Below are 15,455 nucleotides of genomic sequence, written 5' to 3' on the forward strand. Positions count from 1 at the left end.
CAAGGCAACCCGCCTGATAAGGGCCTTCTGTGCCGGTGTTGAGCCTGCTGTGCTTTATACTGGGGTTTATGACGCTTCTGGATTCTTATTATGTGCCGGGCCTGTATGTTGAAGACCATTCTGTTGATGTGCCTTTAGACTGGGGCGGTGCGGACGGCATCACTGCGGGCAGTACCGGTATCCCAGGCGGTGCAGGCAGCGGGCTGAAACTGTTTTACCGGACAGTGTGTGCAGCTGGGCATGCGCATGATGACATGCCGCTTCTCCTTTTCCTGCAGGGAGGTCCCGGCGGTGCAGGTCCCCGCCCGTACAGCGCGGATTCGGTCCCGTGGCTTGCTGAAGCCGTCAAACACTACCGCGTTGTCCTTCCTGACCAGCGCGGCACCGGCAGGTCTTCACGCATTGATTCCCATATCATGCAGCGTTTTGCTGACGATCCGCGCGCCGGTGCGGACTATCTCCATCATTTCCTGGCAGATTCGGTCATCAGGGATTTTGAGTATCTGCGCCGGTCCGAATTTGGCGGCGTGCAGTGGATGACCTTAGGCCAGTCATATGGCGGGTTCCTTACCCTCACCTATCTGTCGCTGTACCCTGAGGCTGTGCAGGCATCGTTTATTACCGGCGGCGTTATGCATATCCCCGGTGATCCAAAAGAAGTATATGAGCATACAGTTCCGCGCATGTATAAAAAGACTCAGCAATATTATAGCCGCTATCCGCAGGATATAAAACGTATAAATATAATTGCTGATTATATTTCGTCCCATGACGTCCGGTTGCCTAATGGTGATCCGTTCACAGTGAGGCGGCTGCAGATGCTGGGCGGCGATTTCGGTATGAAGCCGGGTTATGAACGCATGCATTGGACTGTTGACGGGGCGCTCGCCGGCCTGGACGGAAGTGTGCCTGAGGGTCCCGGGCATGCGGGGGATATCCAGCTGTCTGACGGGTTCCTCCAGGAAGTCCTGAGCCTTACTTCCTCATATGCAAGCCCTCTGTACTGGCCTCTGCAGGAGTTCATCTATCAGAATGGGGACTGTGCTCCGGCAGGATGGGCAGCTTCGCATGTTATTGGTTCAGACCCCCGATTCAGCACGGATGCGCGCCCTCTGGCTTTCATCGGGGAGGCTGCACTCCCAGAAATGTTTGAAGAGGACAGTTCACTGAAACCGTTCCGGGATCCTGTTAGCCTTATGATGTCTGATACCCATTGGGGCACGATCTATGATGCCGCCCAGCTCGCGGCCAACGAGGTGCCGCTGCGGTGCGCCGTGTATTTTGATGACATGTATGTGGACAGTTCCCTGCAGCTTGATACGCTGAGCCGCGTAGGCAATTCGTATGCGTGGGTAACCAACCGGTACGAGCATGACGGCGCGAGGGCTTCGGCCGATGTTTTTGCGCACCTGTATCAGGAAGCAATGGATCACGGTGATTTAGACAGGCAGCGGCAGTAAGGCCGTCAGCAGACGATGGTGAAGGCATAGCTGCTGGACCGCTTTTGTTATCGTTGCGCCTCAGCCTTCGTCATCCCTCAACCCTAAACTGAAAAGCATGTCTCTTACCATTGGAATCGTTGGCCTGCCCAATGTAGGCAAATCGACCCTTTTTAACGCTTTGACGCGCAATAATGTGCTTGCAGAAAACTACCCTTTTGCCACCATCGAGCCTAATACGGGCATCGTCCCGCTCCCGGATCCCCGGCTGCCTGTCCTCGCGCAGCTGGTGGGTTCCAATAAGACCGTCCCTGCAACAGTGACATTTGTGGATATCGCGGGCATCGTCAAAGGCGCATCCGAAGGTGAAGGGCTGGGGAACCAGTTCCTGGCGAATATCCGCGAGGCTGACGCGATCTGTGAAGTGACCCGCGTTTTTTCCGATGATGATGTTATCCACGTTAACGGGGCCGTAGACCCTGCGTCAGATATCGGGACGATCAACACCGAGCTGATCCTTGCTGACCTGCAGACTGTTGAAAATGCCATCCCCAGGCTTGAAAAGGACCTGCGCGGCAAAAAAGTCAGACCGGAATATGTTGATGCCGTTAAGGAGGCGAAGGGAATACTTGAGGCAGGAGAGACTATCGACCATGCATCCCGTGAGGGGAAAATCAGCAAGGAAGATATTCGTGACCTCCAGCTGCTGACCGCAAAACCGTTTATTTATGTGTTCAATATGGATGATGATGAGCTTGCCGACAGCGCACTCAGGGAGAAGCTCACGGCAGAGGTTGCCCCTGCACAGGCAATATTCCTCAACGCGCAGTTTGAATCCGACCTTACTGAACTTGATGAAGCTGATGCGCGTGAAATGCTTGCCGATGCAGGGCTGAACGAATCCGGCCTGGACCAGCTTGCCCGTGCAGGGTTTGATACGCTTGGGCTCCAGACCTTCCTGACTGCGGGGGAGAAAGAGGTACGCGCATGGACGATCCGCAAAGGATGGACTGCGCCGAAAGCTGCCGGTGTTATCCATACAGATTTTGAGCGCGGGTTCATCAAGGCTGAAGTAGTTTCATACGATGACCTGGTTGCCGCCGGTTCCTACCCGAAAGTGCGCGAGGAAGGCAAGATGCGCCTTGAAGGCAAGGATTACATCATGCAGGATGGTGATGTGGTCGAGTTCAAGTTCAACGTATAAGGGACGTAAGAAACGTTATAGGGGCGGGCAGCCCCAGGAAAAACAAAGGCCCGGTGATTAGCCGGGCTGTTTAGAGAGAAGGAGAGAGAAGAAAGGTTTAAGTTATCAAGAGGAAACTCTTGGCCAGCGAGGTTACTGTTTTTGCTGGTATTCATTATTAAAGGCCTTCAAGCTTAACACTCTCTTGGCGTTTTTCTGAAAATAGGCTGAGAATGCATACTGTGCTGAAAATATATGCTGTCGCGGCGGCTATGCTTGAATAGCTGGTATATACGGTGCCATTGAAGGTTTTGGTTGTTCCGGCCGTCAACAGTCCGTCCGATTGATAGAATATATGGGCGTATTATTGGTATTGATTGTGATATAGGGCATGGCAGGCAAAGGAATGGCATCTGATTTCTGGCTTATTGCAGGTTTGGGGAATCCCGGCAAAAAATATGAAGGGACACGGCATAACATGGGCTTTATGTGTGCCGACCTTCTGGCGGAACGGTGGTCCGTTTCATTCAGCGACCATAAAGGCCTTGCACTGCTTGGCAAAGGGGTGATGTCGCTGGACGGCGCGGCCCGGAAGTTTTTCCTTGCGAAACCGCTGACTTTTATGAATGATTCCGGCAATGCGGTTGCTTCGATAAGTGCGTACTACGGTATCCCCGAAAACCGGATAGTGGTGGTCCACGATGATATGGATCTGGAGTTCGGCCGAATCAAAACCAAGAACGGCGGCTCCCCGGGCGGGCACAACGGGATCAAGTCGATAGACCGGTCGCTCGGTACCGCTGATTATAACCGTGTGCGCATGGGGGTGGGGCATTCCCAGCGCGGATCGCATGCGCATGATAATGCCATCAGCTGGGTCCTGGGTGGTTTTAACGCTTCACAGAAACAGCAGCTTGACAGTTTTATAGCGGATGCTGCCGATGCTGCGGAAATGATAATTTTCAAGGGTATTGAGAAGACCCAGGAGCAGTTCAATGGCAGAAGATAAAGATGCTGCCGGTGCTGCCCCAGGAGGCGCCCCGGTTCTTAACGGTACTCTGGCACCGCTTATCCCTGCCCTTTTCCGAGACACTGCTTTTGCCCAGCTGGCAGAAGACGGATCGGGGTTTTCCCTTGTAGGGGCTCCTGCAGGGATACGCCCTGCGCTTGCAGCTGCAGCAGCAGAAGGGATGCCTGCGCCTGGAGCCGATTCTGCCGGCGGCAGTAAGACAGGCAGCGATAGCGGATCCGGGAGGCCTGTTGTTATTGTGGTGCCTTCAAACCGCGAAGCGCAGGATATGGTTGAGTCAGTACGGTCATGGTATGGCGGTGACCCTGGGGATATTGGCTCTATAGCGGATTGGGAGACCCTGCCGCATGAGCGGCTTTCCCCGCGGGCGGATACGGTTGCCCGCCGCATGTCAGTTTTCCGCAGGCTGGCCCATCCGGTAGAAGGGTCATCATTGTTCGGTCCGCTGAAAGTAATAGCAGTGCCTGTGCGCTCGCTTATCCAGCCCGTGGTGCGGGGCATACAGGATGTGGAACCACTGGTTTTCACGGTAGGCGGGCAGATGGGCCTGGACCGGGCGGCCGCCCGCCTTGTGGAGAATGCCTATACGCGCACAGACCTGGTGATGGATCGCGGGGAATTCGCGGTGCGCGGAGGCATCCTTGACATTTTCCCGCCCACAGCCGCGCACCCCGTGCGCATTGATTTCTTTGGCGATGACATAGACAGCATACATGCTTTCCACGCTTCAGACCAGCGCACATTTGGTGAAAATATACACCAGATATGGGCGCCTGCCTGCCGGGAACTGCAGCTGACAGAGAGTGTGCGCCGCAGGGCGGAAGCGCTGGCCGGTTCAATCCCTAATGCGGATGACATGCTGGAATCTATTGCGCGGGGAGTGCCCGTAGAAGGGATGGAATCGCTGATCCCGGCGCTTATCGATGACATGATGCCGGTATATTCGCTGTTCCCCAAGGATGCTGTCATTATGTTCAGCGATGTGGAAAGGCTGAAGCGTGCCGCGCAGGATCTGGCAAAAACAGCCAGTGAATTCATGGCAGCAGGCTGGCATGCGGCGGCGGGCGGCCAGGGTGCGGCTGCGCCCATCAGTTTCGACAAGTCCAGCTTCATGGATTTTGATGAAGTGCACAGTGCCCTCCGGCTTACCCATAAATCGTGCTGGGACTTGTCGAGCTTAGGTGTAGACAGTTCGGCTGGCGGGCACGCCCGGCTCGCGGCAGTGCCGCCGGAAGAATACCGCGGCGATGAAGCCAGGGCAGCGGGAGGTATTGCAGCACTGCGCGAGCGCGGCATAGCCGTCACTGTGACCGCCGCCGCCCGCGGCACGCTCAGCCGCCTTAAACGTGTTGCCGCTGCAGCGGGTATCACCGGACTGGATTTCGCACTCTCTATGGCGTCTGACGGCTTCATAGACGAGGAGGCTAAAACCGCCGTTTTAACGGAACGGGATATAACCGGGCACTCCAGCGCAGCTTCCCAGATCCGCACGCCCGCGCGCCGCCGCAAAGCCATTGACATTATGGAACTGAAAAAGGGCGATTATGTTGTCCATGAGCAGCACGGCATAGGCCGTTTTGTGGAAATGGCCCGGCGCCCTGTCCGCCCGGCGGGGCTGTCCGGGCGGGGGATACCCGCCCAGCCGCTATCCCGGCCGTCTCAGCTGTCTCAGCCATCCCAGCCGTCCCAGGCGTTCCGGGAATACCTTGTTATCGAATATGCCCCAGGCAAGCGGGGTGCGGCGCCTGACAAACTCTATATCCCCACAGACCAGCTTGACCTTATCAGCAAATATATTGGTGCGGAGATCCCGAAACTCAATAAGTTGGGCGGGTCCGACTGGGCTGCCACAAAAGCCAGGGCACGCAAAAAAGTCAAGGAGATAGCCCAAGACCTTGTCAAACTGTATGCTGCACGCCAGCGTACGGCAGGCTTTGCTTTCAGCCCCGATACCCCATGGCAGCATGAGCTTGAAGAAGCATTCCCCTACCAGGAAACGCCCGACCAGCTGACAACGATTGACGAGGTCAAGGCTGACATGGAGAAACCCGTCCCCATGGACCGCCTTATCTGCGGTGATGTCGGCTTCGGCAAAACCGAGATCGCTGTGCGGGCGGCCTTCAAAGCCATCCAGGATTCAAAACAGGTTGCAGTGCTTGTGCCTACTACCCTCCTGGCGCAGCAGCACTATGAAACATTTACAGAACGTTATGAAGGCTTCCCTGTAACAGTAAAAATGCTCAGCCGGTTCCAGACGGCGAAAGAAAGCGCTGAAACAGCCAAAGGCCTTGAAGACGGCAGCGTTGACCTGGTCATCGGCACGCATAAGCTGCTCAACCCTAAGATCAAGTTCAAGGACCTGGGGCTTGTGATCATTGATGAAGAGCAGCGTTTCGGCGTAGAACATAAAGAAACCCTGAAAGCCCTGCGCACCAATGTAGATGTCCTCAGCCTGTCTGCAACGCCTATCCCGCGCACGCTGGAGATGGCGGTCACAGGGATCCGCGAAATGTCTACGCTGGCAACCCCTCCGGAAGACCGCCTGCCTGTCCTTACTTATGTGGGCGTGTATGAGGATGCCCAGGTGGCTGCAGCAGTGCGGCGTGAACTTTTGCGCGGAGGACAGGTATTCTATGTGCATAACCGGGTCCAGGATATTTCCGCGATCGCTTCGCATATCCGGGAGCTTGTCCCCGAAGCCAGGATCGGCACTGCCCACGGGAAAATGGGGGAGAAGCAGCTGGATACTGTTATCCGGGATTTCTGGCATCGGGATATCGATGTGCTTGTATGTACAACTATCGTGGAAACAGGGCTGGATATTTCCAATGCCAATACCCTTATCGTTGACCGTGCCGACCGCTTCGGGCTGTCCCAGCTCCATCAGCTGCGCGGCCGGGTAGGCAGGGGCAGGGAACGCGCTTACGCTTATTTCCTTTATGATCCCGCAAAAGCTATGACACAGATGGCGCATGACCGCCTGTCAACTATTGCGCAGAACACTGCTTTGGGTGCCGGGTACGATGTTGCCATGAAAGACCTGGAGATCCGCGGGACGGGCAACCTGCTTGGAGGCGAGCAGTCCGGGCATATCGAAGGAGTCGGGTTTGACCTTTACGTCCGCATGGTATCCGATGCTGTGCAGGATTATAAGGAGCCTGAGCGTACAGAGGCTGTATCAACGTCCATCGACCTTCCGGTCGAGGCGTCCATCCCCGAAGATTACATCGGTTCAGATAAGCTGCGCCTGGAAGCCTACCGCAAGATCGCTTCAGCACATTCGCAGGATGATTTTGCCGATATACGGGATGAGCTCACTGACCGTTACGGTACACCTCCCAAGTCCCTGGACCTGCTGTTTGATGTTGCGCGGCTGCGTATGCGCGCCAGAGCCATGGGGATAACCGATATGATCGCCCAGGGGAAGAATATCAGGGTTGTTGGCTGTGATCCGAAAGATTCCGTGTTGCTCAGGCTGAAGCGTATTTATAAAACTGTCCAGTACAGGCCTTCCATACATACTGTGATCATCCCCGCACCTTTCCAGGAGACCTTTGATTCAGCGCCCATGGATCCCCAGGAGGTCATCAGCTGGACAGGCCGGCTGCTTGATGACCTGTCATGGCATGCCCCGGCTGTAAAAAATACCCTGTAACACGTTTACGAAACGTCCAGAAAATCGAGTAATCTTAGGATTGTTCACACAACCAGACAAAAGGAGTAGTTGTGGCAATTATTGAAAGTATTTATGCACGTGAGATCCTTGATTCCCGTGGTAATCCTACTGTAGAAGTCCTTCTGGAAACCGACGACGGTGCACTGGGGCATGGCCTTGTCCCTTCAGGCGCTTCTACCGGTGAAGCTGAGGCATGGGAGCGCCGCGACGGCGATAAGTCCCGTTACCAGGGCAAGGGTGTGCTTGATGCTGTTAAGGCTGTAAATGAAGAGATCGCCCCTAAGGTCATTGGTATGGACGCCACTGACCAGCGCGCGCTTGATGAAACCATGATCGAGCTTGACGGTACCCCGAATAAGGGCCGCCTTGGCGCAAACGCTATCCTCGGCGTATCCCTTGCTGCCCTGTATGCGTCGGCAGAGTCTGCTGACCTGCCTCTGTACCGTTACATTGGCGGCACCAACGGGCATATCCTCCCTGTACCGAACATGAATATTATGAATGGCGGCGCCCATGCCGATTTCGCTACCGACATCCAGGAGTATATGATCTCCCCGTACGGGTTCGATTCCTATCATGAGGCCCTGCGCGCAGGTGTTGAAGTCTATCACACGCTGAAAAGCGTCCTGAAGAAGGATGGCCTTGCCACAGGCCTTGGCGATGAGGGCGGCTTTGCTCCGAAGATGAAGTCCAATGAGGATTCCCTCAAGTATATCATCAACGCTATTGAAGCTGCCGGGTATGAGCCTGGCAGGCAGATCGGCATCTGCCTTGATGTTGCCTCCTCCGAGTTCTATAACAAGGAAACCGGCAAGTACCATTTTGACGGTGAAGACCGTGATTCCGCATACATGCTTGATTTCTATGAGAAGCTTGTTGATGAGTACCCAATCGTATCAATTGAAGATCCGTTCCAGGAAGAAGGCTGGGAAGACTGGGCTGCTATAACCCAGCGCCTTGGCGGCCGCCTCCAGTTCGTTGGCGATGACCTGCTTGTTACCAACCCGAAGCGCCTGCAGAAGGGTATTGATATGGGCGCTGCCAACTCCCTGCTTGTCAAGCTCAACCAGATCGGTACTGTGACTGAGACCCTGGATGCTATTGAGCTTGCCACCCGCAACGGCTTCACCTCCATGGTTTCCCACCGTTCAGGCGAAACCCCGGATACAACGATTTCTGACCTCGCTGTTGCCAAGAATACCGGCCAGATCAAGACCGGTGCACCTGCCCGCGGTGAGCGTATTGCAAAGTACAACCGCCTCCTTGAGATTGAAGAGGAGCTCGGTTCTACAGCACAGTATGCAGGGTACAGTGCTTTCAAAGCCTGCAGGAAGTATGCCGGCTGAGGGTTGCCGCTTGGCTGCCTTAAGGCTGCCAACTGAAGGCTCTTAAGGCTGAAGCCCGTAAAAGTAATACCCGCCCTTCTCCACGTCGAGTTGGACGGGTATTTTGTATATATGGTTTTGCGTATGCCTTCACAGGAAAGCAGGTTTTTGGGAGACAGGGGCGGCTCTTCCGATCCGTCCGACAAACCTCGTAAAGGCCGCCGGCACGGCATTTTGGGCAGGCTGGCTGGACGGCACAGGCGTGCCGGGAAAGATGGCCGCGCCGTGCGGGATAAGGGTACCGGGCCGGATACACAGCCCGGACGTTCCCCGCGCAGGGACCCCTTACGGAGGGAAAATATGCGTGAATCGCAGGGTTCCCGCGGCGCCGGCAGTTCCCGTATGTCCAGGGCGGCTTACTCAATAAAGCAGAACGGCCCTATCTCGTTTTTTGCGGCTCTGATAATCGTGATTTTCTGCCTTATCCAGCTGTTTACGACAGTACAGCTGTACGTTAAAAGCACGTCTGAGCTAAGTTCCCTCAAGGCACAGGAAGCAAGCCTGGCCGCCAGGAAGGCAGGCCTGGAAAATGAGATATCGCGGTGGAACGATAAGGCTTATGTGGTGGCGCAGGCACGTGAGCGCCTGGGATTCGTGTATCCCGGCGAGCAGTCTATCATCCTTGAAAATTCAAAGCATAAAACAGGGCCTTCAGCTTCAGGCAGCAGCAACGCACCATCGTCATCAGCAGCTTCATCCGGGCAGAAACTTCCCTGGTATAAAGAGATGCTGTATTCCATGCAGAAAGCAGATACAACGGATACTAAGGGGAATAATGACGGTTCGCGGCCCTCTGACCGTATTCCCAGCCAGGAAGAGCAGCAGCGCTGGCAGAACAGGCGTACCCGGCATTGATGGCAGATCCCGGCTGCGGCAGGGCAGGACCGGGATAAGTAATAAGCGTAGTGGGAATAATATGGCAGGGCAGGACCGGGGAATACAGTGGATACAGCAGGCATAACAGATACAGGCGGCAGTACCGCTGCTGAGGTGCAGGCCGGTATTTTTGCCCTTAGGGCGAAGGCTGCTGAAAAACTGTGCGATTCCCTTCTTGCCGGATCGCTTGAGCAGTGTGATGTCAATGAGGTTGAACGGCAGCTGGGACGGTATCCCCGAGGCATGGTGGCAGTTGGTGCCAGGTGTGTGTGCGGCCGTCCGCTTGTTACGGTGACCCGCCCATTGCTGGATGGGAAAATACCTTTCCCAACAACGTTTTATCTCACCTTTCCCGCAGCAGCAAAGGCAATTTCCAGGGTTGAGGCGTCGGGGAAAATGGCTGAATTCACTGCCCTCCTTCAGGGGGAGGGGAGCTTTGGCTGCTCCGGCAGTACTGGCAGGCCTGATGACCATGGCAAACCTGATGGTTCCTTACGTCCCGGCGGCACCGGCAATACAGGAAATCCCGGAAACCCAGGTCCCGGGATAGTGCAGAGCTATCGTGAAGCCCATAAACTCTATCTTATTTTCAGGCATCATCTGGCCCAAAAGCTTGGCGACAGCGAAGGACATATTTCCGGGATCAGTGCAGGAGGGATGCCTGAACGGGTGAAATGCCTGCATGCGCTGGCAGCCCAGAGCCTTGTTATGGGCAGGGGGGTAAACCCTTTCGGGGATATCGTCCTGGACCTTATTGCCGATGAATTCGATCCGTCGGTATGCAGGTGTTCCGGGCATAGTATAGAATCGTGACGCTGTGGTGCATGGCACCAGTATGCCAATATGTAAAACAGCATACAATGCAGAACAAGAATAAGTAACTTAGCATATCTGAGCAGGGGAAAATATGGCTGTAACTGTTGCCGGAATTGATTGCGGCACTAACTCGATCCGGCTGATGGTCGCCCGCATGGATGAGACGGGCGTTACCGTCCTCGTGCCCCGCATCATGCGGGTAGTAAGGCTCGGCCAGGGTGTGGATAAAACCCGCCGGTTCAGCCAGGATGCCCTGCAGCGTACTTTTGCGGCTATTGATGAATTTGCCCATATCCTTAACGGCTACGACCTTGACGGTATTCGGTTCGTGGCTACGAGCGCGACGCGGGATGCCACAAACCGCAGTGAATTTGAAGATTACGTATACAGCAGGCTTGGCGTACGCCCCGATGTCATACCTGGCGAGGAAGAGGCACGGCTGAGCTTCCTCGGCGCTACTTCCGTAGTCGATACATCTGCCCATCAGGCACCGTACCTGGTGATGGATCTTGGCGGCGGATCCACTGAGCTTGTGCTTGGCGGGGATGGGCGCAGTATCCCGGTCACTGATGTTTCCCAGGCGTATTCCATGGATACAGGGTCGGTGCGTATAAGTGAAAGGCATCTCCTCTCAGACCCTCCTGATGACGGGCAGATCGCCCGGGCTGCAGATGATGTGAACGCTGCTATTGATACGGCGTGTGCGGCAGTGGATATCTCCCGGACCGGGACATTCATCGGGGTCTCAGGCACAGTGACCACTATGGCTTCAGTCGCTCTGGGGCTCAGCACATATGACCGCGATGCCGTAGACGGTGCACTGCTGGATATCAGCAGGATATATGAAGCGGACAGCGCTGTCCTCCATATGGACCGCGCTCAGCGGGGAAGCCTCGGCGTTATCCATCCGGGAAGGCTTGATGTTATTGGGGCCGGTGCTTTGATTTTCACCGAGGTCCTTAAACGTGTATCCCTTTCTGTCCAAAGCCGGGGCAGGGAACTCAGCACTGTTATGGTCAGCGAGCACGGGCTTCTTGACGGCATTGTCAGGGATCTGGGCATAAAACTGCTTGCGGGGAAAGGCTAGGCCTGGCCTTGTGGCATAATAGGTGGGTGCCTCGCGGCTTTGGCCATGCGGCATGCCCCGGTGGCGGAATCGGTAGACGCAGCGGACTTAAAATCCGCCGACCTTAAAGTCTTGCGGGTTCAAGTCCCGCCCGGGGCACCAGGAGCAGAGGTGGCTGTGCCGGACCGGAAGGCCCGCAGTACGGCCACCTCTGTTGTGTAAAAGCTGAAAAGCTGCAGAAGCAGTCCCGGCACCGCAGGACTGCAGGAAAGTAATAAGTTAAGCTGAGATATAAAGGCAGGAGTATTATGGATGTATCAGATATGCCTCAGGTGAACGCTGAATTCGGCAGCATGCCTGTGATCACATTCCCGTCCCCGGAAGCGCCTGCAGGGCTTCGCGGGCTGGAAATAACCGAGGGGGACGGCCCTGTAGTCCGTAAAGGGGACAGGGTCACTGTGAATTATCACGGTGTTGTCTGGGGCAAAGACACTCCTTTTGATTCGAGTTTCTCCCGCCATCAGCCGGCTTCTTTCGGCATTGGGATAGGACAGGTTATCCGCGGGTGGGACCAGCTCGTTCCGGGGCATAACGTCGGCTCCCGGCTGATTGTTTCCATCCCGCCCGAGTACGGCTACGGCAGGAACGGCATGCCGGCTGCCGGCATAGGGGGCGGCGATACGCTCGTGTTCGTTATTGATATCATTTCTACGGCCCGGTAAAGTACTCTCCGGGACAACCGCAATACCGCGGCCGCGGGGCGGGTCCCAGGATTTGGCAGTAAAGGCCTGCGAGCCTGATGCAGTTTTTGCCCGCAGTATGGCTATATAGATAAGTTTGGATTTAGGAGGTTATTATGCCGCAGGATAAGGTCTATATGCTGACTCAGGAAGCATACGACAAGATGAAGGAAGAGCTTGCCTACCGTGAAGGCGAACTTCGCGAAGAGATCAAAGAAAAAATTGCGGCAGCACGCGCGGAAGGCGATCTCAGTGAGAACGGCGGATACCAAGCTGCCAGGGAGGCACAAGGCAAAAACGAGGGGCGTATACAGGAGCTTACAGTTAAACTCCGTGATTCAGAAATACTGAAAGCCCCCAGGGCGGGTAAAGTGGGCCCGGGATCGGTTGTCACCCTTGACATTGCCGGGCGTGAGATGGTTTATGTCCTGGGATCGCATGACCTGTCTGTTGCTACAGATTATGACATCATCAGCCCGGAATCACCTATCGGTGCTGCAGTCAACGGACGGAAAAAAGGCGATACGGTAACGTATTCTGCCCCCAACGGGCGTGAGATCACTGTTACTGTAAAAGATTCCAGGCCGCTGGGATCTGAATAGCAATAGCATAAGGCTGGAGCGGGGCAGTCCCGTACGGCCCCGTCAGCTTCGCGCTTACATCATTGAAACTGCTACGAAGTATATAGCGACGGTGTGGCATGCGAACCCTGCAACGGTACCGATATGGAATATCTCATGGAAACCGAAAACCATGGGCCATGGGTCAGGCTTGCGCAGCAGATAGGCTATAGCTCCCAGTATGTAGCATGCCCCTCCCGCTACAACAAGCCAGACTACAGCCGGACCGGCATGCGGAGAAAGCCAGAAAAGGCGCAGATATGCTACTCCGGATACACCGAAAATAATGTAGATAGCCGTATACAGCCAGCGCGGGGCATTGATCCATACAACATGTATCAGCAGCGCGATACCGGTGAATATCCACATGGTCAGTATGATGGTATTCCTCCATCCCGGTGACAGCGCAAATGACACAGGGGTGTATGTCCCTGCTATAAGAAGGAAGATATTGACATGGTCGATGCGGCGCAGGATATCGGTAGTTTTTTCCGGCCAGTCCCCAATATGGTAAAGCGCTGAATTGCCGAAAAGGGTAAGAGAGCTTGCCATAAACACGGCGCATGCCCATTTGAGCCCTGCACCGGGGGCCAGGCAGATAAGGACGATCCCAGCTGCCAGCGCCAGAGGGGCTGCCGCAAGATGTATCCAGCCGCGCATAAGGGGTTTAGGCCGGCCGTGGACATCCAGGCGTGCTTTTTTCTTATACGTCCCCTGTGCTTTCTGCTCTATAACGCTCGCTTTATATTCGCCTTTTGCAAGTATCCGGGCAGCTTTTGCCTTAGTCCGTGCACGGATGGCATCTGCCTTAGCCTGTTCTTTGGCTATACGGGCCAGCAGGACTTGCTGGACGGCAGCAGAGCTTACTTCAGGTATATTCTGCTGGCTGTCTCCGTCCTTCGGGGTGCCAGCCCGGCTGCCGCACTGCCCTGATCTTTTACCGGTCCCGGTACGGACATCATCGGTGTTCTTCATAACTGTTGCTCCTTAATATCTTCTTCAAGTGTAACCAGGGATATGACGTACACAGCCATAATGAAGTTATATCGGGTTGCCCGATAGCGCCGCGTTTGTACAATAATGGGTATGACAGATTTTACCAGTGTATTTGCGCGGAGCGCTTCGCTGACTAACGAAGATAAAGGCTGGCTCCGCCGTATCCTCGAAGACTGGCAGGTTATTGCTGACCTGAGTTTTGCTGATCTTATGCTTGTTATACCGATCGAAGAAAATAATGTAGCCCAGCTAGTGATTGCGGCCCAGTGCAGGTCATCGACCGTTGTTTCACGGCAGGTAGACGATATGGTAGGCAGGCATCTTCCTGCAGCCCTGGTACCTTCTGTTATGGATGCGCTCAACGGCGTCGGCAACGGGGATGTCGACCATTACCGCATGGTTGATACTGCAACCGTGTGTGATGACTTCCTTGCTGTAAAGCGGCAGGACAGGATCCTCGGCGTGATCATACGCGAGACGAATATGATAATGCGCCTGGCAAATGGGCATTATGAGTCGGAAAGCATCCATGTGGGGCGGGAACTTTTTGATATGATAGGCGAGGGGACTTTCCCCTATACCGATGATCTTATGTCGAAGCAACGGCATGACCCGCGGGTATCTGACGGTTTTCTTGTTTTATCTGCAGAAGGGGTTGTCGAGTATGCAGCCCCTAACGCTGTCAGCTGCTTCAGGCGGCTGGGCGTTGTAACGAATGTTATCGGCAGATATCTGAGCGAATTCATTACTGAACAGTTCCGCGAAAATGATAAAGTTCCCGAATCTCTTCCGGGCGTGCTTGCGGGCAAATTCTTTGCTGATTCTGAAATAACGACCCCTACTGCTTCTATTGCGCTGCGGTGCTTCCCGCTTTTTAAGAAAGGGGAGCGCACAGGAGCGGTGATCCTGTGCCGTGATGTTACGGAGGTGCGGCACCGGGAGATGGAGCTGGAAACGAAGGAAGCCACCATAGCAGAAGTGCATCACAGGGTCAAAAACAACCTGCAGGCGGTGTCCTCCCTCCTCAGGCTGCAGTCGCGCAGGACGAAAAATGAAGAAGTACGCAAAGAGCTTCAGGAAGCCCAGCGCAGGCTTGAAACCATTGCTGTTGTCCATGAGGGGCTGAGCCAGACTGCCGATGAGGTAGTTGATTTTGACGCTGTGATTTCACAGATACTGCGGCTGGCTGTTGAAGTGGCAAGTACCGATGAGCAGGAAATCAAGTTATCGTACCTTGGGCAGTTTGGCATGATGCCTGCACAGGATGCGACCCCGCTGTCCCTTGTACTCACGGAGCTGGTGACTAATTGCGTCGAGCATGGTTTTAAAAACCGGAAAGAGGGGAATATCCGTATTTCTGTCGGCAGAAGCGGGAAAAGCCTTAATGTTGTTGTGGAAGATGACGGCAACGGCCTTGAAACTGAAGTTGATGATAAAGGTAAAAATCCGCGGGAATCAGGTTCAGGACTGGGCACTCAAATCGTCAATACCTTTGTAACGAATGACTTTGGCGGCACTATCCGCTGGAGTGCAAACCATCCCCATGGTACACGGGTTGATATCAGCATGAAGCTGCGTGCAGCAGAGTAGCCAGGAAATCGGGCTGTGCAGAATGTGCAGTTTTATAC

Annotated in this window: 12 protein-coding genes and 1 tRNA gene; 12 read left to right on the forward strand and 1 reads right to left on the reverse strand. The window is 54.9% G+C overall.

Annotated elements, in window-relative coordinates; genetic code table 11:
• The first annotated feature begins 68 nt into the window (after positions 1-68).
• The 11 genes from ABKA16_RS02435 to ABKA16_RS02485 all read left to right on the forward strand — a co-directional run bounded on the left by ABKA16_RS02435 (position 69) and on the right by ABKA16_RS02485 (position 12,813).
• A complete protein-coding gene (locus ABKA16_RS02435; RefSeq protein WP_380999161.1) occupies positions 69-1,460 on the forward strand; it encodes an alpha/beta fold hydrolase in 1,392 nt (463 codons plus the stop codon).
• Between the two features lie 97 nt (positions 1,461-1,557).
• A complete protein-coding gene (gene ychF, locus ABKA16_RS02440; protein WP_380999159.1) occupies positions 1,558-2,643 on the forward strand; it encodes a redox-regulated ATPase YchF in 1,086 nt (361 codons plus the stop codon).
• A gap of 385 nt (positions 2,644-3,028) precedes the next feature.
• Entirely contained in the window at positions 3,029-3,631 is a 603-nt protein-coding gene (pth, locus tag ABKA16_RS02445) for an aminoacyl-tRNA hydrolase (RefSeq protein ID WP_380999157.1), read from the forward strand.
• Positions 3,618-7,307, forward strand: a complete 3,690-nt coding sequence (gene mfd, locus ABKA16_RS02450) for a transcription-repair coupling factor (RefSeq protein ID WP_380999154.1) — start codon at positions 3,618-3,620, stop codon at positions 7,305-7,307. Before pth ends, mfd begins: the two co-directional genes overlap by 14 nt.
• A gap of 71 nt (positions 7,308-7,378) precedes the next feature.
• The gene (gene eno / locus ABKA16_RS02455) at positions 7,379-8,674 is read left to right on the forward strand and encodes a phosphopyruvate hydratase (protein WP_007147408.1); all 1,296 of its coding nucleotides are present in this window, start codon (positions 7,379-7,381) and stop codon (positions 8,672-8,674) included.
• 111 nt (positions 8,675-8,785) lie between these two features.
• Complete coding sequence (locus tag ABKA16_RS02460) at positions 8,786-9,568, forward strand: FtsB family cell division protein (protein ID WP_380999151.1); 783 nt, start codon at positions 8,786-8,788, stop codon at positions 9,566-9,568.
• A gap of 87 nt (positions 9,569-9,655) precedes the next feature.
• Complete coding sequence (locus ABKA16_RS02465; RefSeq protein WP_380999148.1) at positions 9,656-10,402, forward strand: DUF501 domain-containing protein; 747 nt, start codon at positions 9,656-9,658, stop codon at positions 10,400-10,402.
• A 94-nt stretch (positions 10,403-10,496) separates the two neighbouring features.
• Positions 10,497-11,492 carry a Ppx/GppA phosphatase family protein gene (locus ABKA16_RS02470; RefSeq protein ID WP_380999145.1) on the forward strand — a complete coding sequence of 332 codons (996 nt, stop codon included), beginning with the start codon at positions 10,497-10,499 and terminating at the stop codon, positions 11,490-11,492.
• A 54-nt stretch (positions 11,493-11,546) separates the two neighbouring features.
• Positions 11,547-11,633: transfer RNA gene (locus ABKA16_RS02475), tRNA-Leu, on the forward strand.
• Positions 11,634-11,779: 146 nt separating this feature from the next.
• Positions 11,780-12,193: an FKBP-type peptidyl-prolyl cis-trans isomerase gene (locus ABKA16_RS02480; RefSeq protein WP_380999142.1), complete on the forward strand. Its 414-nt coding sequence runs from the start codon at positions 11,780-11,782 to the stop codon at positions 12,191-12,193.
• Between the two features lie 134 nt (positions 12,194-12,327).
• Positions 12,328-12,813, forward strand: coding sequence for a GreA/GreB family elongation factor (locus ABKA16_RS02485; RefSeq protein WP_380999140.1), 486 nt, complete (start codon positions 12,328-12,330; stop codon positions 12,811-12,813).
• Between the two features lie 54 nt (positions 12,814-12,867).
• On the opposite strand, the gene trhA is transcribed toward ABKA16_RS02485, so the two are convergent.
• Positions 12,868-13,806: a PAQR family membrane homeostasis protein TrhA gene (gene trhA / locus ABKA16_RS02490; protein ID WP_380999137.1), complete on the reverse strand. Its 939-nt coding sequence runs from the start codon at positions 13,804-13,806 to the stop codon at positions 12,868-12,870.
• Between the two features lie 111 nt (positions 13,807-13,917).
• Here trhA and ABKA16_RS02495 point away from each other — a divergent pair, with 111 nt between their 5' ends.
• The gene (locus ABKA16_RS02495; protein ID WP_380999134.1) at positions 13,918-15,417 is read left to right on the forward strand and encodes a sensor histidine kinase; all 1,500 of its coding nucleotides are present in this window, start codon (positions 13,918-13,920) and stop codon (positions 15,415-15,417) included.
• The last annotated feature ends 38 nt before the right edge of the window (positions 15,418-15,455 follow it).

Source organism: Scardovia wiggsiae, from assembly GCF_051045985.1.
Lineage (GTDB): Bacteria > Actinomycetota > Actinomycetes > Actinomycetales > Bifidobacteriaceae > Scardovia > Scardovia wiggsiae.